The sequence below is a fragment of the Streptomyces sp. NPDC127092 genome, assembly GCF_042722475.1.
Lineage (GTDB): Bacteria > Actinomycetota > Actinomycetes > Streptomycetales > Streptomycetaceae > Streptomyces.
On the sequence record NZ_JBHXFE010000043.1, the window covers coordinates 6,639 to 27,435 of the forward strand.

At 74.3% G+C, this 20,797-nt stretch carries 19 protein-coding genes; 8 read left to right on the top strand and 11 right to left on the bottom strand.

Going from position 1 to position 20,797, the window contains the following annotated elements; translation table 11 throughout:
- Positions 1 to 177 precede the first annotated feature (177 nt).
- Entirely contained in the window at positions 178 to 1,818 is a 1,641-nt protein-coding gene (locus ACFWJO_RS29300; protein ID WP_386869913.1) for a DNA repair helicase XPB, read from the bottom strand.
- A 163-nt stretch (positions 1,819 to 1,981) separates the two neighbouring features.
- Entirely contained in the window at positions 1,982 to 2,722 is a 741-nt protein-coding gene (locus ACFWJO_RS29305; protein ID WP_386869915.1) for a GntR family transcriptional regulator, read from the bottom strand.
- Positions 2,723 to 2,948: 226 nt separating this feature from the next.
- Here ACFWJO_RS29305 and ACFWJO_RS29310 point away from each other — a divergent pair, with 226 nt between their 5' ends.
- The 5 genes from ACFWJO_RS29310 to ACFWJO_RS29330 are packed head-to-tail and all read left to right on the top strand — an operon-like array spanning position 2,949 to position 8,485.
- Positions 2,949 to 4,109, top strand: a complete 1,161-nt coding sequence (locus ACFWJO_RS29310) for an ABC transporter substrate-binding protein (RefSeq protein WP_386869917.1) — start codon at positions 2,949 to 2,951, stop codon at positions 4,107 to 4,109.
- The gene (locus ACFWJO_RS29315) at positions 4,106 to 5,005 is read left to right on the top strand and encodes an ABC transporter permease (protein WP_386869919.1); all 900 of its coding nucleotides are present in this window, start codon (positions 4,106 to 4,108) and stop codon (positions 5,003 to 5,005) included. Before ACFWJO_RS29310 ends, ACFWJO_RS29315 begins: the two co-directional genes overlap by 4 nt.
- Positions 4,993 to 5,868, top strand: coding sequence for an ABC transporter permease (locus ACFWJO_RS29320; RefSeq protein ID WP_386869921.1), 876 nt, complete (start codon positions 4,993 to 4,995; stop codon positions 5,866 to 5,868). The genes ACFWJO_RS29315 and ACFWJO_RS29320 overlap by 13 nt, the downstream gene beginning before the upstream one ends.
- A 2-nt stretch (positions 5,869 to 5,870) precedes the next feature.
- On the top strand, positions 5,871 to 6,953 hold the full coding sequence (locus ACFWJO_RS29325) for an ABC transporter ATP-binding protein (protein WP_386869923.1): 1,083 nt from the start codon (positions 5,871 to 5,873) through the stop codon (positions 6,951 to 6,953).
- A 38-nt stretch (positions 6,954 to 6,991) separates the two neighbouring features.
- Positions 6,992 to 8,485, top strand: a complete 1,494-nt coding sequence (locus ACFWJO_RS29330; protein ID WP_386869925.1) for an HAD-IA family hydrolase — start codon at positions 6,992 to 6,994, stop codon at positions 8,483 to 8,485.
- Positions 8,486 to 8,507: 22 nt separating this feature from the next.
- On the opposite strand, the gene ACFWJO_RS29335 is transcribed toward ACFWJO_RS29330, so the two are convergent.
- Positions 8,508 to 11,057: a helicase-associated domain-containing protein gene (locus ACFWJO_RS29335; RefSeq protein WP_386869927.1), complete on the bottom strand. Its 2,550-nt coding sequence runs from the start codon at positions 11,055 to 11,057 to the stop codon at positions 8,508 to 8,510.
- Positions 11,058 to 11,098: 41 nt separating this feature from the next.
- Here ACFWJO_RS29335 and ACFWJO_RS29340 point away from each other — a divergent pair, with 41 nt between their 5' ends.
- Entirely contained in the window at positions 11,099 to 11,962 is an 864-nt protein-coding gene (locus ACFWJO_RS29340) for a hypothetical protein (RefSeq protein ID WP_386869929.1), read from the top strand.
- A gap of 4 nt (positions 11,963 to 11,966) precedes the next feature.
- Here ACFWJO_RS29340 and ACFWJO_RS29345 read toward each other — a convergent pair whose 3' ends face one another.
- Genes ACFWJO_RS29345 through ACFWJO_RS29355 form a run of 3 tightly spaced genes read right to left on the bottom strand, consistent with a single transcriptional unit; the run spans position 11,967 to position 15,030 of the window.
- The gene (locus ACFWJO_RS29345; protein ID WP_386869931.1) at positions 11,967 to 12,836 is read right to left on the bottom strand and encodes an ABC transporter ATP-binding protein; all 870 of its coding nucleotides are present in this window, start codon (positions 12,834 to 12,836) and stop codon (positions 11,967 to 11,969) included.
- Positions 12,833 to 14,020 carry a FecCD family ABC transporter permease gene (locus tag ACFWJO_RS29350; protein ID WP_386869933.1) on the bottom strand — a complete coding sequence of 396 codons (1,188 nt, stop codon included), beginning with the start codon at positions 14,018 to 14,020 and terminating at the stop codon, positions 12,833 to 12,835. Before ACFWJO_RS29350 ends, ACFWJO_RS29345 begins: the two co-directional genes overlap by 4 nt.
- Positions 14,017 to 15,030: a FecCD family ABC transporter permease gene (locus tag ACFWJO_RS29355; protein ID WP_386869935.1), complete on the bottom strand. Its 1,014-nt coding sequence runs from the start codon at positions 15,028 to 15,030 to the stop codon at positions 14,017 to 14,019. Before ACFWJO_RS29355 ends, ACFWJO_RS29350 begins: the two co-directional genes overlap by 4 nt.
- A 274-nt stretch (positions 15,031 to 15,304) precedes the next feature.
- On the opposite strand from ACFWJO_RS29355, the gene ACFWJO_RS29360 reads away from it, so the two are divergent.
- Positions 15,305 to 15,934, top strand: a complete 630-nt coding sequence (locus ACFWJO_RS29360) for an HAD family hydrolase (RefSeq protein ID WP_386869937.1) — start codon at positions 15,305 to 15,307, stop codon at positions 15,932 to 15,934.
- On the opposite strand, the gene ACFWJO_RS29365 is transcribed toward ACFWJO_RS29360, so the two are convergent.
- Positions 15,922 to 16,212: a hypothetical protein gene (locus ACFWJO_RS29365; RefSeq protein WP_386869939.1), complete on the bottom strand. Its 291-nt coding sequence runs from the start codon at positions 16,210 to 16,212 to the stop codon at positions 15,922 to 15,924. The two genes, ACFWJO_RS29360 and ACFWJO_RS29365, sit on opposite strands and share 13 nt — an antisense overlap.
- A gap of 200 nt (positions 16,213 to 16,412) precedes the next feature.
- Here ACFWJO_RS29365 and ACFWJO_RS29370 point away from each other — a divergent pair, with 200 nt between their 5' ends.
- Positions 16,413 to 16,796, top strand: a complete 384-nt coding sequence (locus ACFWJO_RS29370; RefSeq protein ID WP_031073201.1) for a cold-shock protein — start codon at positions 16,413 to 16,415, stop codon at positions 16,794 to 16,796.
- A 10-nt stretch (positions 16,797 to 16,806) separates the two neighbouring features.
- Here ACFWJO_RS29370 and ACFWJO_RS29375 read toward each other — a convergent pair whose 3' ends face one another.
- The 4 genes from ACFWJO_RS29375 to ACFWJO_RS29390 form a co-directional block, all read right to left on the bottom strand.
- Positions 16,807 to 17,661, bottom strand: a complete 855-nt coding sequence (locus tag ACFWJO_RS29375; RefSeq protein ID WP_386869941.1) for a 1,4-dihydroxy-6-naphthoate synthase — start codon at positions 17,659 to 17,661, stop codon at positions 16,807 to 16,809.
- Positions 17,649 to 18,419 (bottom strand): futalosine hydrolase, encoded by a 771-nt coding sequence (locus ACFWJO_RS29380; protein WP_386869943.1) that lies wholly within the window; start codon positions 18,417 to 18,419, stop codon positions 17,649 to 17,651. The genes ACFWJO_RS29375 and ACFWJO_RS29380 overlap by 13 nt, the downstream gene beginning before the upstream one ends.
- 8 nt (positions 18,420 to 18,427) lie before the next feature.
- Positions 18,428 to 18,910: a DUF2771 domain-containing protein gene (locus ACFWJO_RS29385; RefSeq protein ID WP_386869945.1), complete on the bottom strand. Its 483-nt coding sequence runs from the start codon at positions 18,908 to 18,910 to the stop codon at positions 18,428 to 18,430.
- Positions 18,911 to 19,166: 256 nt separating this feature from the next.
- Entirely contained in the window at positions 19,167 to 20,552 is a 1,386-nt protein-coding gene (locus ACFWJO_RS29390) for an MFS transporter (protein WP_386869947.1), read from the bottom strand.
- Between the last annotated feature and the right edge of the window lie 245 nt (positions 20,553 to 20,797).

The following is a 20,797-nucleotide window of genomic DNA, read 5'->3' on the forward strand; positions in this document are numbered from 1 at the left end:
GAAGGTCTTCTTGACCCTGGCGTTTTGCTATCTGTACATGACTGGGTGTGCGAGACCGTGGGCGCGACTGGAAAGAGCGGGCCCCTTTCCCGCCATGGATGCCGGGCCGGGGCCCTTTCGCATACCTGCGGCCTGCGGCCCGCTTCCTCCTGGTCGCTGCCCGCTTCCCGCCGCCTACTACTCCGCCAGCAGCTCGCTCGCGTCGACGATCCGGTAGGCGTAGCCCTGCTCGGCGAGGAAGCGCTGCCGGTGGGCGGCGAAGTCCTGGTCGATGGTGTCGCGGGCGACGACCGAGTAGAAGTGCGCCTGGTGGCCGTCGGACTTGGGCCGCAGGACGCGGCCGAGGCGCTGGGCCTCCTCCTGGCGGGAGCCGAAGGTGCCGGAGACCTGGATGGCGACGGTGGCCTCGGGCAGGTCGATGGAGAAGTTCGCGACCTTGGAGACGACGAGGACGCTGATCTCGCCGTTGCGGAAGGCGTCGAACAGCTTCTCGCGCTGCGCGTTCGAGGTCTCGCCCTTGATCACCGGGGCGTCCAGGTGCTCGCCGAGCTCGTCGAGCTGGTCGATGTACTGGCCGATGACGAGGATCTGCTGCCCCTCGAACTTCTTCACCAGCGCCTCGGTGACCTTCCGCTTGGTCGCGGTCGTCGCGCAGAAGCGGTACTTTTCCTCGGCCTCGGCCGTCGCGTACGCGAGCCGCTCCGAGTCGGTGAGGCCGACCCGTACCTCCACGCAGTCGGCGGGCGCGATGTAGCCCTGCGCCTCGATCTCCTTCCACGGCGCGTCGAAGCGCTTGGGACCGATGAGCGAGAACACGTCGGACTCGCGGCCGTCCTCGCGGACCAGGGTCGCGGTGAGCCCGAGCCGGCGGCGCGCCTGGAGGTCGGCGGTGAACTTGAAGACGGGCGCGGGCAGCAGGTGCACCTCGTCGTAGACGATCAGGCCCCAGTCGCGGGAGTCGAAGAGCTCCAGGTGCGGGTAGACGCCCTTCCGGCGGGTGGTGAGCACCTGGTACGTGGCGATGGTGACGGGCCGGATCTCCTTGCGGGTCCCGCTGTACTCGCCGATCTCGTCCTCGGTCAGCGAGGTGCGCCTGACCAGCTCGTTCTTCCACTGGCGGGCGGAGACGGTGTTGGTGACCAGGATGAGCGTGGTCGCCTTCGCCTGGGCCATCGCGCCGGCGCCGACCAGCGTCTTCCCGGCGCCGCAGGGCAGTACGACGACGCCGGAGCCGCCGTGCCAGAAGCCCTCGACGGCCTGCTGCTGGTACGGCCGCAGCGACCAGCCGTCCTCGGCCAGGTCGATCCGGTGCGCCTCGCCGTCGACGTAACCGGCGAGGTCCTCGGCGGGCCAGCCCAGCTTGAGCAGGGTCTGCTTGATCTGCCCGCGCTCCGACGGGTGCACGACCACGGTGTCCTCGTCGATCCGCTGCCCGACGAGCGGCTGCACCTTCTTCGAGCGCAGGATCTCCTCGAGGACGGGCCGGTCGGTGGTGGTGAGCACGAGCCCGTGCGTGGGGTGCTTGGACAGCGTCAGCCGCCCGTAGCGCGCCATCGTCTCGGCGACGTCGACGAGCAGCGCGTGCGGCACCGGGTACCGCGAGAACTCCACGAGCGCGTCCACGACCTGCTCGGCGTCGTGCCCGGCCGCCCGCGCGTTCCACAGCCCGAGCGGCGTCACCCGGTAGGTGTGGATGTGCTCGGGCGCCCGCTCCAGCTCGGCGAAGGCCGCGATGGCCCGCCGGCAGGCGTCGGCCTGCTCGTGGTCGACCTCCAGGAGGAGCGTCTTGTCGCTCTGGACGATGAGCGGACCGTTCATGTACGTGCATCCCCTTCCGCGCGGGCGGCCGACCCGCGGCCAAACATCCAGTCTGCCTGATGCGCGGGGGAGACGGGCCTCGCCGCCCGCCCTCCCGGTCAGCCCGCCGTCCCCCCGTCGTCGGCAGCCGCCCTCGTCGGCCCGTCCTCGCCGACCGCCCCCGTCAGCCCGCCGGCGTCCGCATCAGTGGGTTGTGGCCGATCGCGTTGTGGACCGTGAAGCTGACCGCGTCCGGGCGGTAGCGGTCGTCGGACCATTCGACCGGGCGGCCGTCGTGGGTGGTGGTGACGCGGCGGACGCGGAGGAGGGGGCTGGTGCGGCGGACGGCGAGGAGGGCGGCGTCGCGGGCGCCGGCCGCGATCGCGTCGATGACGTGCTCGCCGTGGGCGAAGACCAGGCCGGTGTCCTCGTAGAGGCGCTGGGTGACCGAGGCGCAGCCGGGGTCGAGGGCGGCGACGGCGGGGGAGATCCAGTCGGCGTAGACGGTGCGTTCGACGAGCACGGGCTCGCCGTCGAGGCCGCGCAGGCGGAGCACGTTGAGGACGGGCGTGCCCTGGGGGAGGTGGAGGCGGGTGGCGTCCTCGGCGGTGGCCGGGCGGTGCTCCTGGGCGATCACCCGGCCGGTGGCCGTGCGGCCCATGGCCTGGGCCCACTGGGCGAAGCTGCGCAGCTCGGTGAAGCTCTGGCTGCGGCGCGGGGCGAGGACGACGCGGCGGGCGCCCTGGCGGGAGCCGATGAGGCCCTCGGCGGCGAGCGCGGCGACGGCCTGGCGGACGGTGCCGCGCGAGACGCCGTACCGCGCGGCGAGCTCGGTCTCGGCGGGCAGGTGCGCGCCGACCGGGTACTCCTCGCGGTGGATCGCCCGCCGGAGCTCCGCGGCGATCTGCTCGTGGCGCGCGGTCATCGTTCCCCCAGGTCACATCGGATGGGCGCGGAAGTTGTGTGCAGCGCGCTCAGCGTAGACCAGCTCCCAACTGGCTGGAAATGCGCGCCGACAGGCCTGATTGTGCAGGGAATGGCGGGGATCCGTTCGGTCCTCGTTCACCTTCAGGTCATCGAAGACCGGCGTACTGAGGCCGACTTGTTCAGACAAGTTCCCGCCTCAGCGCCCCCGAGCTCCTGGAGAAGCCGTGCCCGTCCCCGCGACCCTCCCGAGAAACGCCGCCCTCGGCGGCTCCCTCGCCCTCGTCGCCGCGCTCGCCCTCACCGCCTGCGGTGCCGCCCCCGAGGGCACCACCACCGCCGACGGCAAGAACGCCGCCACCGCCACCTCCGCCGCCGACCTCGGCGGCCTGGACGCCCTCGCCGCGGCCGCGAAGAAGGAGGGCACGCTGCACGCCATCGCGCTCCCGCGCGACTGGGCCAACTACGGCGCCCTCATCGACGGTTTCCAGAAGAAGTACGGCATCAAGGTCGAGGTCGAGAACCCCGACGCCTCCAGCCAGGACGAGATCAACGCCGTCACCTCCCGCAAGGGCCAGGACCGCGCCCCCGACGTCCTCGACCTCGGCAGCTCCTTCGCGCTGAGCGGCGCCCAGCAGGGCCTGTTCGCCCCGTACAAGGTGACCGCCTGGAACGACATCCCCGAGGGCCAGAAGGACCCGAAGGGCCGCTGGTACAACGACTACGGCGGCTACGTCTCCATCGGCTGCGACGCCAAGCGCGTCAAGAACTGCCCCACCACGTTCAAGGACCTCCTCAAGCCCGAGTACAAGGGCCAGGTCGCCCTCAACGGCAACCCCACCAAGTCCGGCTCCGCCTTCGGCGGCGTCTACGCGGCGGCCCTCGCCAACGGCGGCTCCTTCGACGACATCCAGCCCGGCCTCGACTTCTTCGCCGAGCTGAAGAAGAACGGCAACTACACGCCCGTCGAGTCCACCCCCGCCACCGTCGAGAAGGGCGAGACGCCCATCAGCATCGACTGGGACTACCTCAACGCCGGCTACGCCGAGGAGTTCAAGTCCAAGGGCCTCGACTGGAAGGTCGCCGTCCCCACCGACGGCCGCTACGCCATGTACTACTCGCAGGCGATCAACAAGGACGCCCCGCACCCGGCGGCCGCCCGCCTGTGGCAGGAGTACCTGTACAGCGCCGAGGGCCAGAACCTCTGGCTCAAGGGCTTCGCCCGGCCCGTCCTGATGCCCGCCCTCGACAAGGCCGGCACCCTCGACAAGGACGCCGCCCTCAAGCTGCCCGCCGTCTCCGGAGTCCCGTCCTTCCCGACCGAGGCCCAGCAGGCCAAGGCCAAGACGACCCTGGCCCAGGGCTGGGGCAAGGCCGTCTCCGGATGACGGCCACCGCCCCCGCCGTCGCCGCCGCCGAGCCCACCCGGGCCCGGCAGCGGCGGCGCCGCGCCCCCGCCTGGCTCGCCGCCGTCCCGCTGCTCGCCTTCACCGCGATCGCCTTCGGCATCCCCGCCGTCGCCATGCTCGGCGGCGCCCTCACCGTCGACGACCCGGTCACCGGCGTCAGCTCGTACGGTACGGAGAACCTGACCGCCTCCCTCCAGGGCGCCTACCGCACCGCCCTGCTCGGCAGCGTCAAGCTCTCCGCCACCGCCGCCGTGCTCGCCGCCCTCCTCGGCCTCCCGCTCGCCCAGGCCATCGTGTCCTCCGGCTCCCGCGCCCTGCGCGAGGCCGTGCTCACCGCCTCCGGCGTGCTCGCCAACTTCGGCGGCGTCCCGCTCGCCTTCGCCTTCGTCGCCACCCTCGGCAACTCCGGCGTGCTCACCCGGCACCTCGGCCTCGCCGACAAGGGCTTCAGCCTCTACAGCTTCTGGGGCCTGGTCCTCGTCTACCTGTACTTCCTGATCCCGCTCATGGTGCTCACCATCACCCCCGCCCTCGACGGCCTGCGCACCCAGTGGCGCGAGGCCGCCCGCAACAACGGCGCCACCGCCCTCCAGTACTGGCGGCACGTGGCCCTCCCGGTGCTGCTGCCCAGCCTCCTCGGCGGACTCGTGCTGCTCTTCGGCAGCGCCTTCGCCGCCTACGCCACCGCCGCCGCCATGGTCGGCAGCGCCGTCCCGCTCGTCACCCTGCAGATCTCCGACGCCATCTCCGGCAACGTCCTGGTCGGCCAGGAGAACGTGGCCCTCGCCCTCAGCCTCGACATGGTCGTCATCGCCGGGCTCGTCATGGCGGTCTACCTGCCCCTGCAACGCCGGAGTTCGCGATGGCTCGCCTGAACCGCACGCCCGTGCCCGCCGCCTGGCGCCGGGCGGTCCTCGGGCTCGCCGGGCTCTACTTCCTGGTGCCGCTCGCCGCCTCCGTCGTCTTCACCGTCGACGTGCCCGGCCAGGGCCTCACCCTCGACGCCTACACGACGATCATCGGCACCGAGGGCTTCACCACCAGCCTGCTGCTCTCGCTCGGCCTGGCCGCCGTCACCATCGCCGTCGTCCTGCTGCTCATGGTGCCCGCCCTGGTCGCCCTGCGGCTCGGCGCGCCCCGCCTCAAGCCGGTCGTCGAGGCGGTCTGCTCGCTGCCGCTGGTCGTGCCGCCCATCGCTTTCGTCGCCGGCATCGGCACCGTCCTCAAGTGGGGCCCCGAGCACCTGGCCCGCACGCCCCTCTTCCAGACCTTCGTCGCCCTGCAGAACCCGGACTTCCCCGTCGTCCTCGTCCTGGCGTACGTGGTGATGGCGCTGCCCTTCACCTACCGCGCCCTCGACGCCGGCCTCCAGGCCGTCGACGTCCGCACCCTCGTCGAGGCCGCCCGCAGCTGCGGGGCCAACGGCACCCAGGCGCTGCTCCGGGCCGTGCTGCCCAATCTGCGCGGCGCGCTGATGAACGCGGCCTTCCTCACCCTGGCCCTCGTCCTCGGCGAGTACACCGTCGCCCAGCTGCTCGGCTTCCGGCCCTTCGCCGTGTGGATCGTGAACGTCTCCGGCTCCCAGGCCCAGATGTCCGTGGCCGTCTCCGTCCTCAGCCTCCTCGTCACCTGGCTGCTGCTCCTGGCCCTCTCCGGGGCGGGCGGACGCCGTACCCGTACCTCCAAGGACTCCGAAGCCTCCAAGGCCTCCAAGACCCCCAAGGCCTCCAAGGGATGACCATGACCACGACCGCCACCCTCGCGCCGCGTACGGACACGGCCGCCGCCACCGTCGAATTCCGCGGGCTGCGCCGGCAGTTCGGTGCCACCACCGCACTCGACGGGCTCGACCTCACCGTCGCCCCCGGCGAGCTCCTCGCCCTGCTCGGCCCCTCCGGCTGCGGCAAGACCACCGCCCTGCGCATGCTCGCCGGCTTCGAGCACCCCGACTCCGGGGCCGTGCTCGTCGACGGCGCCGACATCACCCGGGTGCCCGCCCACCGGCGCGACGCCGGCATGGTCTTCCAGTCGTACAGCCTCTTCCCGCACCTCAGCGTGCTCGACAACATCGCCTTCGGGCTGCGGATGCGGAAGGTCGGCAAGACCGAACGTCGCGCCACCGCCGCGGAGTTGCTGGAGCTCGTCGGCCTGTCCGACAAGGGTGACCGCTACCCCCACCAGCTGTCCGGCGGCCAGCAGCAGCGCATCGCCCTCGCCCGCGCCCTCGCGCTGCGGCCGCGCGTCCTGCTGCTCGACGAGCCGCTGTCCGCGCTCGACGCCAAGGTGCGGCTCGGGCTGCGCGAGGAGATCCGCCGCATCCAGCGCGAACTCGGCATCACCACCCTCTTCGTGACCCACGATCAGGAAGAGGCGCTGTCCATGGCCGACCGGGTCGCCGTGATGCGCGCCGGCCGCCTGGAGCAGTGCGCCCCGCCCGCCGAGCTGTACGGCCGGCCCGCGACCCCGTTCGTCGCGGAGTTCGTCGGCACCATGAGCCGGATCCCCGGGGACCTCGACGGCGGCACCGTCGAGGTGCTCGGCCGCCGGCTGCCGGTGGACGGCGAGGCGCCCGCCGCCGGTACGGGCGGCGTGGACGTGCTCGTACGACCCGAGGACGTACGGGTCTCGACGGAGGGCGCGTGCTCGGCCCGGGTGGTCGCGACGGCCTTCCTCGGCGCGACCACCCGGCTCACCGTCCGGCTCGCCGACACCACCGAGGTCAAGGCCGACCTGGCCACGCACGAGGCGGCCGCGTTCGCCGCGGGGGACGCCGTGACGGTGACCCTGCGGGAGCGTCCGGTCCTCGTCGCCCCCCGCCCGTAACCTCCGTAACGGCAGAAGAGAAAGTGACGCCGAGGCACGTGAACCCCGAACCCCCCCTCCAGGCAGTCCTGTTCGACATGGACGGCACGCTCGTCGACACCGAGGGACTGTGGTGGGAGGCGGTGGAGCTGGTGGCCGGCCGGCCGCTCACCGACGCCGACCGGCCCGACGTCCTCGGCCGGCCCGTGGAGCACACCGCGGACTGGCTCGCCGCGGCGACGGGCGCCGACGCGGGCGGGCTCGCGGCCGCGCTGCACCGGGAGTTCGCCGACCGGGTGCGGGCCGGTGTCGTGCCCCGGCCCGGCGCGCTCGGCCTGCTGGCCGCGCTGGCCGGCGAGGGCGTCCCCACCGCCCTCGTGACCGCCTCGCCCCGCACCGTCGCCGACACCGTCGTCGCCGCGCTCACGGAGCTCGGCGCGCCCGGGTTCACGGTCACCGTCACCGCCGACGACACCGGGACGACCAAGCCCGAGCCCGAGCCGTACCTCGCGGCCTGCGCCGCGCTCGGCGTCGATCCCGCGCGCTGCGTGGCCGTCGAGGACACCCCGACCGGCGTCGCCTCGGCGGAGTCGGCGGGCTGCGCGGTGCTCGCGGTCCCTTCCGTCGCCCCGATCGCGCCGGGCCCCGGCCGCACCGTGCGGGACTCCCTGACCGGCGTCACGCCGTCCCTCCTGGCAGGGCTCGCCGGGCGCCGGCTCACCGTCATGAGCTGGAACCTGTGGCTCGGCGGCGGCATGGTCGACGACCACCGGGCCAAGCAGCTCGCCGCCATCCGCGCGTCCGGCGCCGACGTCGTCGGCCTCCAGGAGACCGGGCGGACCGCCACCCAGGAGCTGGCCGCCGCGCTTGGCTGGCACCACCACGCGGCCGGCGAGAACCTCGGCATCCTCAGCCGCCACCCGATCGTCGCCCGGCTCGGCGACCCCGGGGTCGGCTTCTACGGCGCGGCGGGCGTCCGCGTCCGGGTGGACCTCGGGGACGGGGTGCGGGAGGTCGACGTGTGGACGGCGCACCTCCACTACACCCCCTACGGGCCCTACGAGGCCGACTTCGACGGCCTGCCGGCCGAGGAACTGGTCGCGCACGAGGAGATCCGCCTCGCCCAGATGCGGGACACCCTGGACCGGATCCGCAAGGAGGCGGGCGAGGGCCCGGACTCGGTCCGGCCCGTCGTCCTGGTGGGCGACTTCAACGCCCCCTCCCACCTCGACCGGCCCGGGGTCCCCTGGCCGGTGACGCTGGCCGCCGAGGCCGCCGGCCTGCGCGACTCCTTCCGCGAGGCCCACCCCGACCCGGCCCTGACCCCCGGCCCCACCTGGTCCCCGATCCACCCCGTCCACCCCGAGCCCGGCCCCCACGAGGGCGCCCCGGAGCCGCAGGACCGCATCGACTTCATCCTCCACAACGCCCACGCCCTGCGCGTCCTCACCTCCCGCACCCTGGTCACGGGCACCCCGGCCCCGTGGCCGGACGTCGCGGCGAACGCGTGGCCCTCGGACCACGCGGCGGTGGTGACGACGTTCGGGCTGTAGCGGCCGGGGGCCGCAGGGGCCCCTACGCCGTCTCGTCCTCCGCCAGTTCCGCCACGCCCGTGATGCGGTGCAGCGGGTACGTGCGGACCTCGTCGGCCGTGTGGTCGTAGCCCGTGACGAAGCCGCCCTCGACGCGGACCGGGGCGATGACGCGCTGGCTCGCGCCGCCCTCCGCGTTGACGTAGCCGATCCAGACGGCCGAGCCGGTGAGGGCGGCGGCCTGGACGGTGGCCAGGGTCTCGGCGGGGGAGGTGCGGGGCAGCTCGCCGGCGGCGCGGGCGGAGGACGGTTCCTTGCGGACCACCGTCGCCGCCCGGTCGCCCGCGCGGATCGCCCTGACCGCGGCCTTCAGCAGCGTCCCGTCCGGGGTGGGCGGCCCCTCCGGGACCGGCGCGGGGGCGGTACGGGGCGGGGTGCGGTAGGCGTCGGCGCGGGTGATCAGGACGTCGCCCTCGGCGGACTCGGCGGCCGGTGCGTACCCCATCGCCCGCAGCCCCTCCAGGAGTCCGGCCGGGTCGGACTGCGCGGCGAGCACCGTCGGCGCGAGCCTGCGCAGTCCGAGCGCGGCCGCGCGCCGGTCGGCGAGGATCTCGCCGAGCAGGGCGTCGTCGTCGCAGCGCACGTACGCGGACGCGGCTCCCACCCGCAGGTGCCCGTGCTTCCTGGCCACGTCGTCGATGAGGTACGCGAGCGGCTGCGGTACGGGCGTGCGCGAGTGCGCGGTCAGGAAGTCGTGCAGGTCGGACGCGGTGCGCCCGGCGTCGAGGGCCCGGCGTACGGACGCGGGCGTGAAGCGGTAGACGGTCGCGCCGCCCTTGGACTCCACGTCGGCGAGTACGGAGAGGGTGTCGGCGAGCGGGCGGCGCAGCGGCCCGGGGGCGACCGCCGTGAGGTCGGCCTGGAGCAGCACGTGGTCGACGGCCTCCGGCAGCAGCGGCGCGAGCAGCGTCGCCGCCCGCGAGGCCGCGACGGACGGCTCGCACTCGTGTCCCTGAAGGGCGTCCGGCGGGGCGGCCTCGGCGAGCGGCAGGTTGAGCAGGGCGCGGGCGGGCGAGGCGAGCGCCCCGCGTCCGGTGATGCCCAGCAGTTCGGCCTCGTCGAGCGTCCACACGGCGATCTGCTCGCGCAGGTCGGCGAGCGGACCGCCGCTGCGCAGCGGGCGGTCCCAGCGCAGCCGGGCCAGCAGCGCCTCGCGGTCGGCGGCGGCGCCCGGCGGCAGCGTCGCCTGGAGCGCGAGGACCCGGCGGCGCACCTCCGGCGCCTGTGCGCGGTCGAGGCCGGGGCCGAGCGCGGACAGGGTGCGGCCCTTGCCGTCCTGGGTGCCGACGACGCCCGGGGTGCGGGTGGCGTCGAGCCAGGTGCCGGCGAGCAGCGCCCAGCGCTCGGCGGGCGGCAGGTCGAGCCAGTCGTCGTAGGCGGGCGTCGGGGCGTACCGCTCGTCCGCCTCGCCGTCCGAGGCGAGCAGCCCGGCCCCGTACACCAACTCCAGCCAGAACGCGGCCAGCGGCTCGGACACGTCGAGCGCGGCGGCGGTCCGCTTGAGGTCGCGGACGGCGAGGCCGCCGGCCCGCAGCACCGGCGGGCCGCCCTGGTCCCAGGACTTCAGCAGCTCCTCGACGGTCGTGAGCGCCGTGTACGCCTGGCCGGCCGCCGCGTTGTCCACGACCTGTGGACGGTAGTCGCGGGCCGCCGTCACCTCCGGCGCCCGCGGCTCCGGCGCCCGGTGCGCCCGCCCGCCGCGCAGGTGCAGCGCCGCCTCGCGCGGCAGCACCACCGTCCGGGTGGAGACCGGCAGCAGCAGGCCCCGGTCGCGCAGCCAGCGCACCGGCGGCGCGGGATCGGCCGTGACCTCCCCGTACGGCGGGCCCCACACCAGCCGGTCGAGGACGGCGAGCGCGTCGGGCGGCGCGGTGTCGAGCAGCGCCGCCATCCTCGTACGGTCCGCGAACAGCTCCGTCAGCGCCGCGACCGCCGACACCGGGTCGTGCGTCGGGGGCAGCCCGGCCGCGGCGATGATCTCCTGGAGGCGGCCCGGCGACATGCCCGCCGTCGCCTCCGCGACCGACGGGCCGAGCCCGGTGGGCGAGGGGTGCTGCGGCGAGGGCGCGAGCAGCTCGCGGGCGGTGCGCACCAGCCGCAGCCGCTCGTCGTCGCCCCACACCAGCGCCTGCTCGCGCAGCAGGGCGACCGCGCGCGGCAGCGCCGCCTCGATCCCGGGGGCGTCGTCGTGGCCGTCGTCGCCGGTGAGCAGGGCGAGGAGCACGGGGTACGGGGCGGGGTCGGGGGCCACGGCGAGCGCTTCGGCCGTCTGGAGGGCGAAGCGGTCGAGCCGCTCCAGGGCCCGGACGACCGAACCGCGCGTGCCGGCGCGGGTGGCGAGCTGCGTCAGGTCGTTCGGGACGGGCGACAGCAGGTCCGGGCGGGCACGCAGCAGCGCGGCCAGCGCCTCGTCGCCACCGGCGCGCAGCGCCTCCGCGAGCGTGCGCGGCGCGGCGCCGGTGCCGGCCGCCGCGCCGTCGACGGCAGTTCCTTCGGGCACGTGCGCCTCCCGGTCGAGCTCACCGATCCCCATCCGGACCACGTTAGCCCCTGCGCAGGCGCTACCGTCGTGCCGTGGGGAACGAGAACGACCGCTTGGTCTTCGACTATCTGAGCCGGGTGGGCGATCTGGCGCAGCAGCGTCAGGTGCCGGCGGCGGAGCGCCGCGAGCTGGTGTCGGGCCTGCGCGACGAGATCGAACGCCGCCGCGAGGTGAGGGGCGAGGCGGTACGAGGCATCCTCGACGCCCTCGGTACGCCGGACGAGGTCGTGGCCCGCGCGTCCCCGCCCCCTCCGCCGAGACCGGCAGCCCCTGCGGTGTCCTCGGCACCCTCGGCGCCCACGCCGGTCCCGCGCCAGACCGGCCCCGACCGCCCCGACAGCCCCGTCGGCCCCGACCGCCCCTCGGCCGCCCTCCCCGAGCCGCGTACGGCGGACTGGTGGCAGGACGGCGCCACGGACACCGGTGCGGTCGCCGGCTTCATCGGGGGCGTGGAGATCCCGGAGCTCCTGAAGCCCCCGCCCGCGGAGGACGAGGAGGCGGACGAAGAGCCGGAGGACGCGACCGACGAGGCGCCGGCGGCGCCCGGCCGCGCCGCCCGCCTCCGCGGCCTGCGCCTGGGCAGCCCGCTCCTGCTGGCCGCCGCCGTGCTGCTCCTCGTCGGCGCGGCCGTCGGCTCCCTCGTTCCGCTCGCCGCCGGCTGGCTCCTCGCCTACGCCTCCCGCGAGCGCCGCACCGCCGTCCTCGTCCTGCCCGGCGCGGTCGCCGCCGGGGCCATGGTCTGGCTCTGGGGCCGCGTCGAGGGCCGCTGGGGCGACCCGGTCGCCCCGGGCGGCGAGGCCATGGGCGCCGCCGTCTCCGCCACCTGGCCCTGGGCCCTCCGCACGGCGGCGATCGCGTCGGCGCTGTTCCTGCTGTGGCGGTCGCGGAGGCGGTGAGGGGTCAGGGGCGCGGGTTCACGACGCCGGCGACCCCGGACTCCTCGGCGCCCTCGACCCCCTCAGCCCCCTCTTCTTCGGTCTCGTCCGCCGACCACGGCGCCCCCGGTACCACCAGCGGTGACCCCGTCACCGGGTCCGGGACCACCACCGAGTCCAGGCCGAAGACCTCGCGCACGAGGTCCGCCGTCACCACCTCGGACGGTGGGCCCTCGGCGACCACGCGGCCGGACTTCATGGCCACCAGGTGGTCGGCGTAGCGGGCCGCCTGGTTCAGGTCGTGGAGGACGACGACGACCGTGCGGCCGCGGGCGCGGTTGAGGCGGCGGACCAGGTCGAGGACCTCCACCTGGTGGGCGATGTCCAGGTAGGTGGTCGGCTCGTCGAGCAGGAGCAGGTCGGTCTCCTGCGCCAGGGCCATCGCGATCCACACCCGCTGGCGCTGGCCGCCGGACAGTTCGTCCACCGAGCGGTGGGACAGCGCGCTCACGTCCGTACGCGCCATGGCGTCGACCACGGCCCGCTCGTCCTCCTCCGACCACTGCTTCCACCACGCCTGGTGCGGCTGCCGGCCGCGGGCCACCAGGTCGGCGACCGTGATGGCCTCCGGCGCGACGGGCGTCTGCGGCAGCAGGCCGATCTTCTGGGCGATCCGCTTCGTCGGGACCTTCGCCAGCTCCTCGCCGTCCAGCAGGACCGCGCCGCCCTTGGGCCTCAGGAGCCGGCCGAGGGCCCGCAGGGTGGTCGACTTGCCGCACGCGTTCGGGCCGACGATGACGGTCACCTTGCCGTCGGGGATCGCCAGGTCGAGCTCGTGGACGACGGTCCGCTCCTCGTACGCGAGCGTCAGCTCCCGTGTGCTCAGCCTGCTCAACGACTGCCTCCCACTCCACGGCTGCGTACGATCAGCCAGATCAGGTACGGGGCGCCGACCGCCGCCGTCAGGACGCCCACCGGCAGTTCGGTGGGCGCGAAGAGCCGCCTGCCGAGCACGTCGGCGGCGACCACGACCAGCGCGCCGAGGAGCGCCGAGCACAGCAGCGGGATCTGCGCCGTGCGGGTGACCCGGCGGGCGATCTGCGGAGCCAGGAGGGCGACGAAGTCGACCGGACCGGCCACGCCCGTCGCGACCGACGCCAGGACCACGCCCACGGTCACCAGGCCGAGCCGCACCCGCCCGAGCCGTACGCCGAGCGCCGTCGCCGTGTCGTCGTCGAGCGACACCGTCCGCTGCGCCCGCGCCGCCCACAGCACCGCGGGCAGCATCACGAGGAGCGTCCAGCGCAGCGGCGCCGACTCGTCCCAGCCGCGCCCGTTGAGGGAGCCGGTCATCCAGATCTGGGCCTGCTGGGCGACCAGGTAGTCGCCCTTCGTCATGAACAGGTGGGTCAGCGAGCGCAGGGCGATCGCGAAGCCGATGCCGATCAGGACGAAGCGGGTCGCGTGCAGCCCGCCCCGCCACGCGAAGACGTACACGAGCGCGGCGGCGAGGAGACCGCCGGCGATCGACACGTACGGGATGACGCCGTACGAGGCGAGGCCGAAGGTCATCGCGGCGACCGTCACCGTGCCCGCGCCCTGGCTGATGCCGATGACGTCGGGGCTGGCGAGCGGGTTGCGGGCGACGGTCTGGATGAGCGCGCCGGCGATCCCGAACGCGGCTCCCACCATCAGACCGGTCACGAGCCGCGGCAGCCGCAGCTCCTCGACCACGAAGGACGTGCCGTCGCCGACGAGGACGTCGAGGACTTCGCCCGGCGCGACGAAACGCTCGCCGACGGACAGGGACGCGACCGACACGGCGGCCAGGAGCACCACGAGGACCGCGACGGCCAGGGCCGAGCGCCGGTGCACCAGGAAGGAGGCACGTCCGGCGCGGACGAGCGCGTATCCGTGGGGGCGGAGCCGGGGGACGGACGGGGCGCCGGACCGGGCGCTGGGCTGGGTGTCGGTTTGGGCGCTGGGCTGGGTGTGGGCCTGCGGGCCGGACGGGGTGCCGGGCTGGGTGTCGGCGTGCGGGCCGGACGGGGTGCCGGGCCGGGGAGTGGGTCGCGTCATGCCGGCACCGCCTTCCGTCGTACCAGCGTCACCAGGAACGGCACGCCGATCAGCGCCGTCATCACGCCCGCCGGGACCTCGCCCGGCGGGAACAGGATGCGGCCGAGCACGTCCGACACCAGCAGCATCACCGGCCCGATGAGCGCCGCCATCGGCAGCACCCAGCGGTGGTCCGAGCCGACGACCGCGCGGGCGATGTGCGGTACGGCGAGGCCGACGAACGCGATGGGCCCGGCGGCGGCGACCCCCGCGCCGGTCAGCACGGTCGCGCCGACGCCGCCGACGATCCGTACGGTCGCGACGCGCTGGCCGAGGCCCTTGGCGACGTCCTCGCCGAGCGCGAGCGCGTCGAGCCCGCGCGCGACGGCGAGCACCAGGACCGCGCCGACCAGCAGGAAGGGCCAGATCTGGCCCACGATGTGGGCGTCCCGGCCGTCGAGCGAGCCGATCTGCCAGAACCGGAACTCGTCGAGCGCCGAGGCCTTTGTCGTCAGCACGCCGGTCGTCACTGACAGCAGCAGCGCGTTGATCGCGGCCCCGCCGAGCGCCAGCTTCACCGGGGTCGCCCCGCCCCGGCCGCTCGACGCGATGGCGTAGACGGCGACGGAGGCCAGCGCGGCGCCCGCGAAGGCGAACCACACGTAGCCGGTGAGCGTGTGCACCCCGGCGAAGGCGATGGCGAGGACGACGCCGACCGAGGCGCCCTGGCTGATGCCGAGGATGCCGGGGTCGGCGATCGGGTTGCGGGTGATGCCCTGCAGCGCGGTCCCGGCGAGCGCGAGCGCCGCGCCGACCATGAGGCCGATCAGCGTGCGCGGCACGCGGAGCTGCCGGACGACCTCCGCGTCGTCGCCGGTGGCGCCGTGCAGCAGCGCGTCGAGGACGGTGGCGGGCGGCACGGCCCGGGCGCCGACCGCGAGACTGAGCAGGATCGCGAGGAGCAGGGCGACGCCGGCCGCCGTGGTCGCGACGACGCGCCGGCCGGCGCGTCGGGAGCGTGTGGCGGACATGGACACCCATCGGAGGTACGGGGAGGGGAGACGGCTCGGCGGTTCGCCGGTTCGGTCGGCGGGTCGCTGGTTCCGCCGGCGGTTCGGCGGGTCGCTGATTCGGTCGGCGGGTCGCTGATTCGGTCGGCGGGTCGGTCGTCGGTTCGGACGGCGGGTCGGTCGCCGGTTCGGGCGGCGGTTCGGTCGGCGGGTCGGTCGGTGGTTCGGTAAGGCTTCGCTAAGCGGAAGGCCCGGCTCAGTCTAGACAGGGGCCGTTTTCGAACACACGGGCACAATGGCCTCCATGACCGTGACCGAGAGCGTGCCCACCGTCGGCTTCGACCTGGACCTGACCCTCCTCGACACCCGCCCCGGCATCAAGGCCGCCTTCGAGGCCTTCTCCGCCGCCGTCGGCGTGCCGATCGACGCCGACCTGGTCGTCTCCCGTCTCGGCCCGCCGCTGGCCCACGAGCTCGCCCACTGGTTCCCACAGGAGCAGGTGCCGGCCATGGTGACGCGCTACCGCGAGTTCTACGGCGTGCACGCCATCGAGCCGACCGTCCCCATGCCCGGCGCGCGGGATGCCATTCAAGCCGTTCGCGAGGCGGGCGGCCGGACGATCGTCGTCACCGCGAAGAACGAGCCGCACGCCAAGCTGCACCTGGCCCACCTCGGCATCGAGCCGGACGCCGTCGTCGGCGACCTGTGGGCGGAGGGCAAGGCGGAGGCCCTGCGCGCGCACGGCGCCACGGTGTACGTCGGCGACCACACGGGTGACGTGCGCGGCGCCCGTACCGCGGGCGCCCTGTCGGTGGCCGTGGCCACCGGGCCGTGCGCCCCGGAGGAGCTGCGGGCGGCCGGCGCGGACGTCGTCCTCGCCGACCTGACGGACTTCCGGCCCTGGTGGGAGGGCTACCTGGGCTGAGCCGTCGCCGCCTGCACGGCGCGCGCCCGGCGGCGCCCGGCGGCGATCGAGCGGAGCACGCCCGCACCGGCGATCAGGAATCCGACGCCCATGAGCATCGACACCAGGTAGGCGACCGTCGGGAACGGATCGGATCCGAGGAAGAGCGGAGCCACCGTGACCAGGGTCGCGACCGCGCCGACGATGAAGACGACGGCACCGGCGCGGACGAGGCCGTCACCGGGAGCACGGTCGTCCGTCGCGGCCGAAGTCGGGGCCGAAGGGGTTTCACTACGCATTCGGCCAGGGTAGTTCCCAGGCCGGAGGGAACGGACCGGGGACGTCTTGTCACCGGGCCTCAGCCCATTAGCCTTGGTGCCGGCGGGTCTCGGTGAGCATCGGTGACCCGCTGTATCTCTTTCCTGAGATAGAGCGAAGAGCGTTTGCCACAGAGCCGGGATCCCGGCGCACCCATCGAGTACGAGGACGAGGAACGGACGTGCCTACCGGCAAGGTCAAATGGTTCAACAGCGAGAAGGGCTTCGGCTTTCTCTCCCGCGACGACGGCGGTGACGTCTTCGTGCACTCGTCGGTGCTCCCCGCCGGAGTCGACGCCCTGAAGCCGGGGCAGCGCGTGGAGTTCGGCGTGGTCGCCGGCCAGCGCGGCGACCAGGCGCTCTCCGTCACGGTCCTCGACCCGACCCCGTCCGTCGCCGCGGCGCAGCGCCGTAAGCCCGACGAACTGGCGTCCATCGTGCAGGACCTCACCACGCTCCTGGAGAACATCACGCCGATGCTGGAGCGCGGCCGCTACCCCGACAAGGTCCACGGCAAGAAGATCGCGGGCCTGCTGCGGGCGGTGGCGGACCAGCTCGACGTGTGACCCGCCGGGTCTACGGGAACTTCAGCGCGTCCGGGCCGAGGGGCGGTACGAGTCCCTCGGCCGCGGCGCGCGTGAGCAGCCCGCGCACCGCCGCGTAGCCGGTCTCGCCGAGGTCGGCGGTGAACTCGTTGACGTAGAGACCGATGTGCTGGTCGGCCACCTTCGGGTCCATCTCCTGCGCGTGCTCGAGTACGTACGGGCGGGAGACGGACGGGTCGTCCCAGGCCATCCGGACCGATGCGCGCGCCGACTCGGCGAGCAGCCGCAGCGTGTCCTCGCCGAGCGAGCGGCGTGCGACGATCGCGCCGAGCGGGATCGGCAGGCCGGTGGTGTGCTCCCAGTGCTCGCCCATGTCGGCGAGCGCGTGCAGGCCGTAGTTCCGGTACGTGAAGCGGGCCTCGTGGATGACGAGCCCGGCGTCCACCTTGCCGTCGCGCACGGCCGGCATGATCTCGTGGAACGGCAGGACGACGACCTCGCCGACGCCGCCCGGGACCATGTCCGCGGCCCACAGCCGGAACAGCAGGTAGGCCGTCGAACGCTCGCTCGGCACCGCGACCGTCCTCCCGGCGAGGTCCGCCGGGTCGCCCGCCTCCCTGGTCAGCACGAGCGGGCCGCAGCCGCGGCCCAGGGCGCCGCCGCAGGGCAGCAGCGCGTACTCGTCGAGGATCCACGGCAGCACCGCGTACGAGACCTTCAGGACGTCGTACGGGGCGTCACCGCGCTCCGCCCACCCGTTGGTCAGGTCGATGTCGGCGAAGGTCACGTCGAGCCGCGGGGCGCCGGCGACCCGGCCGTGGGCCCAGGCGTCGAAGACGAAGGTGTCGTTCGGGCAGGGCGAGTAGGCGATCTTCAGCTTGGGCACGACGAGGACTCCTCGGGCTCCACGAAAACGGTCCGACCGATCAGCTGGAAGGCGTGCCGCAGCGCGTCCAGGGCGTGGCCGATCCGCCAGGCGGCACGGTCGCGCGGGCCGACGGCGTTCGACACGGCCCGGACCTCGACGACGGGAAGGCCGTACGCGGCGGCGGCCTCCGCCACGCCGAAGCCCTCCATCGCCTCGGCGACGGCCCGCGGGTGACGTCCCGCCAGCTCGGCCGCCCGCTCGGCGGTGCCGGTGACCGTCGACACGGTGAGCACCGTCCCGACGGCGTGGGGCAGCCCGCCGTCCGCGAGCGCCTTGGCGACGGCCCCGGTCAGCTCGGGGGCCACCGGGTGCGCCGACCGCCCGAAGCCGAGCTCCTCGACGGCCAGGTAGCCGTCGGGCGTCTGCGCGCCGAGATCGGCCGCGACGACGGCGTCGGACACGACGACGGTCCCGACGGGGGCGTGCGGGAGGAAGCCGCCGGCGATCCCGGCGGAGACGACGAGGTCGTACGGGCGCTCGAGGGGCGCCGCGTGCGCGTGGGCGTGCGCGAGTGCCGTCGAGGTCGCGACGGCGGCCGCGGCGGGGCCGACGCCCGCGACGAGGACGTCCACCAGGCTCGTACCGCTGTGGCGGCGCAGCGCGAAACCGCCGGGCAGCGGGATCGTGTCCGCGCCCGGCTCAGGAGTCATGAGGCCGCCGGCGACGGAGTCCGCCTCCGCCGCCACGGCCGTCACGACGAGGATCCGGCGGGTCAAGGCCGGATTCAGTCCTGCTTCTTCAGCTCGAAGGACCAGATGCCGACGACCTTCTTGTTGTCGGCGTTGGTCTCCACGATGGCGACCTGGGTCTTGTCCGTGGACTCGCCCGTCTGGCTGGCGAAGAACGCGCTGGCCGGGATGGACCGGTAGGTCTTCTTGAACGGCTCCGGCTCGGCGTTCGTGCCGTTGAGGAAGATCGTCCAGCCCTTCTCGGCGACCTCCGGGTCGACGCCGAAGCGGATCTTGTCGGACGGGTCGGCGGAGATCGACTTGCCGGCCTTCTTGTTGAGGCAGGCGGTGATCTCCTTGTCGGGGAGGCCGTCCTTGTCGTAGCAGGCGGCCTCGGAGTTCACGGACGAGGAGCCGACCGTCACGGTGGCGACCGGGGACGGCTTGTCGCAGGCGGAGAGAACGAGGAGCCCGGCGGAGACGGCCCCGAGGGCCACGGCGGCCCGGCGGCGCTTACGGGTCAGGAACGCAACGGTCATGGGCCGAAGGCTATCGGGCCGCCGCGCCCGCGCCACGCGGGGGTACGGCGTGCCGCGTCCGGGCTAGGGGGTGTCTCGCCGATCATGCCGGGCTCGCGACGCCTGGCACCGCGCCTCGCCGCGTTGCCGAAGCGCCCCGATAGCTCCGCTATCGGGCCACTCCGGCGCCTTGCGACGCACGGCACCAGACGCCGCTCCCTGATCCGGCCTGATCGACGAGACACCCCCTACGCCGCCCGGGCCCCCGGCCGTCGCGCTACGCCACCTTCGCCTTCTGCGGGTCGCCCCGCCCCCTGCGGGACTGGCGGCGGGCCGCCGTCAGCAGGCCCCGTACGGACAGGGACGCGCCCAGGGCCAGGATGCCCGCGGCCACCGACATGCCGACGGTTCCGTTCAGCGGCAGGGAGATGCCGATGGCGCCGCCCACCACCCAGGCCATCTGGAGTGCCGTCTCGGAGCGGGCGAAGGCCGAGGTCCGGACGGACTCCGGCACGTCGCGCTGGATCAGCGCGTCGAGCGAGAGCTTCGACAGCGCCTGGGTCAGGCCGGCCACCGCGCCGAGCACGGCCACCATCAGGCCGCCGAAGAAGACCGCCGCGCAGATCGCCGTCGCGAGGACGGTCGTCACCATCGTGGCGATGATCACCTCGGGCCCGTGGCCCCGTTCCTTCAGGAGCGAGCCGACGGCCGTGCCGCACGCGTTGCCGACGCCCGCCGCCACGGCCACCATGCCGAGCGACACCGCCGCGCTCTGCCCCGGCAGCGGGTGCACCCGCAGCAGGAACGCCAGGAAGAAGATCAGGAAACCGGACAGCATGCGCTGCGAGGCGTTCGCCTGGAGTCCGTGCAGGACGGCCGGGCCGACCGTCCGCAGGCTCGGCTTCTTCTCGCCGTGGGTCAGCAGGTGGGCCCGCCGCTCGCCCTTCGCCGAGTCCACCTTGTGCGGCATCCGCAGCGCCCAGTAGGTGCCGAGCAGGAACAGCGCGGACGCCCCGTACAGCGGCCAGCCCGGGCCGATCTGCTGGAGTCCCGCCCCGATCGGCGCGGCGATCCCGGTGGCGAGGAGGCCGGCGAGCGTCACCCGCGAGTTCGCCTTCACGAGGGAGAAGTTCGGCGGCAGCAGCCGCGGCACGACGGCGCTGCGCACCACTCCGTACGCCTTGGAGGCGACGAGGACGCCGAGCGCCGCCGGGTACAGCTGGAGCCCGCCGGTGGCGACCGCGCCGGACATGAGGAGGGCGAGGGCGGCCCGCGTCAGCATCGCGGCCGCCATGGCCGCGCGGCGGCCGTGCGGGACGCGGTCCAGGAGCGGGCCGACGACGGGCGCGAGCAGGGTGAAGGGGAGCATCGTGATCGCGAGGTAGAGCGCGACCCGGCCGCGCGCCTCGTCGGTGGGCACGGAGAAGAAGACGGTGGAGGCGAGGGCGACGGTGATCATGACGTCGCCGGCGCCGTTGACGGCGTGCAGCTCGATCAGTTTGCCGAGCCCCGACTCGCCCGCGCCGTGCGCGTGGGTGGCCTTCCTGATGCCCTTCGCGGTGCCGGTGAAGGGCAGGTGCAGGGCGCGGCCGAGCTTCCGGCCCGCTCGGCTGAGCGGCCCGGCATGATCGTGGGATCGTGCGGAAGACCGTGCGGCTGCCACTCCGTCATAGTGCCCCACGCGCCGGTCCCGCGAACCGTTGGCGCGGCCCGCGAGCCGTCGGCGGGGGGCCGCCGCGGTCCGCGATGCGGGCCACTTGGGGCGCGCAGGTGGGCTGAGCGCTGCGAACGGGGTAGCGTGCGTAGCGCGCCACCGGCGGATGTTCTCGGCCGCGCGCCTCTTCGGCATCCCGCAGAATGGATGACGATAGGTGTGCCCGAGACGCGCGAGAAGCACGCGAGACTTGT

What these genes read in the sequence shown, in the direction of transcription:
- ACFWJO_RS29300 (WP_386869913.1), bottom strand. Translation starts at nt 1,818, where the DNA reads ATGAACGGTCCGCTCATCGTCCAGAGCGACAAGACGCTCCTCCTGGAG.
- ACFWJO_RS29305 (WP_386869915.1), bottom strand. Translation starts at nt 2,722, where the DNA reads ATGACCGCGCGCCACGAGCAGATCGCCGCGGAGCTCCGGCGGGCGATC.
- ACFWJO_RS29315 (WP_386869919.1), top strand. Translation starts at nt 4,106, where the DNA reads ATGACGGCCACCGCCCCCGCCGTCGCCGCCGCCGAGCCCACCCGGGCC.
- ACFWJO_RS29320 (WP_386869921.1), top strand. Translation starts at nt 4,993, where the DNA reads ATGGCTCGCCTGAACCGCACGCCCGTGCCCGCCGCCTGGCGCCGGGCG.
- ACFWJO_RS29325 (WP_386869923.1), top strand. Translation starts at nt 5,871, where the DNA reads ATGACCACGACCGCCACCCTCGCGCCGCGTACGGACACGGCCGCCGCC.
- ACFWJO_RS29335 (WP_386869927.1), bottom strand. Translation starts at nt 11,057, where the DNA reads ATGGGGATCGGTGAGCTCGACCGGGAGGCGCACGTGCCCGAAGGAACT.
- ACFWJO_RS29350 (WP_386869933.1), bottom strand. Translation starts at nt 14,020, where the DNA reads ATGACGCGACCCACTCCCCGGCCCGGCACCCCGTCCGGCCCGCACGCC.
- ACFWJO_RS29355 (WP_386869935.1), bottom strand. Translation starts at nt 15,030, where the DNA reads ATGTCCGCCACACGCTCCCGACGCGCCGGCCGGCGCGTCGTCGCGACC.
- ACFWJO_RS29360 (WP_386869937.1), top strand. Translation starts at nt 15,305, where the DNA reads ATGGCCTCCATGACCGTGACCGAGAGCGTGCCCACCGTCGGCTTCGAC.
- ACFWJO_RS29365 (WP_386869939.1), bottom strand. Translation starts at nt 16,212, where the DNA reads ATGCGTAGTGAAACCCCTTCGGCCCCGACTTCGGCCGCGACGGACGAC.
- ACFWJO_RS29385 (WP_386869945.1), bottom strand. Translation starts at nt 18,910, where the DNA reads ATGACCGTTGCGTTCCTGACCCGTAAGCGCCGCCGGGCCGCCGTGGCC.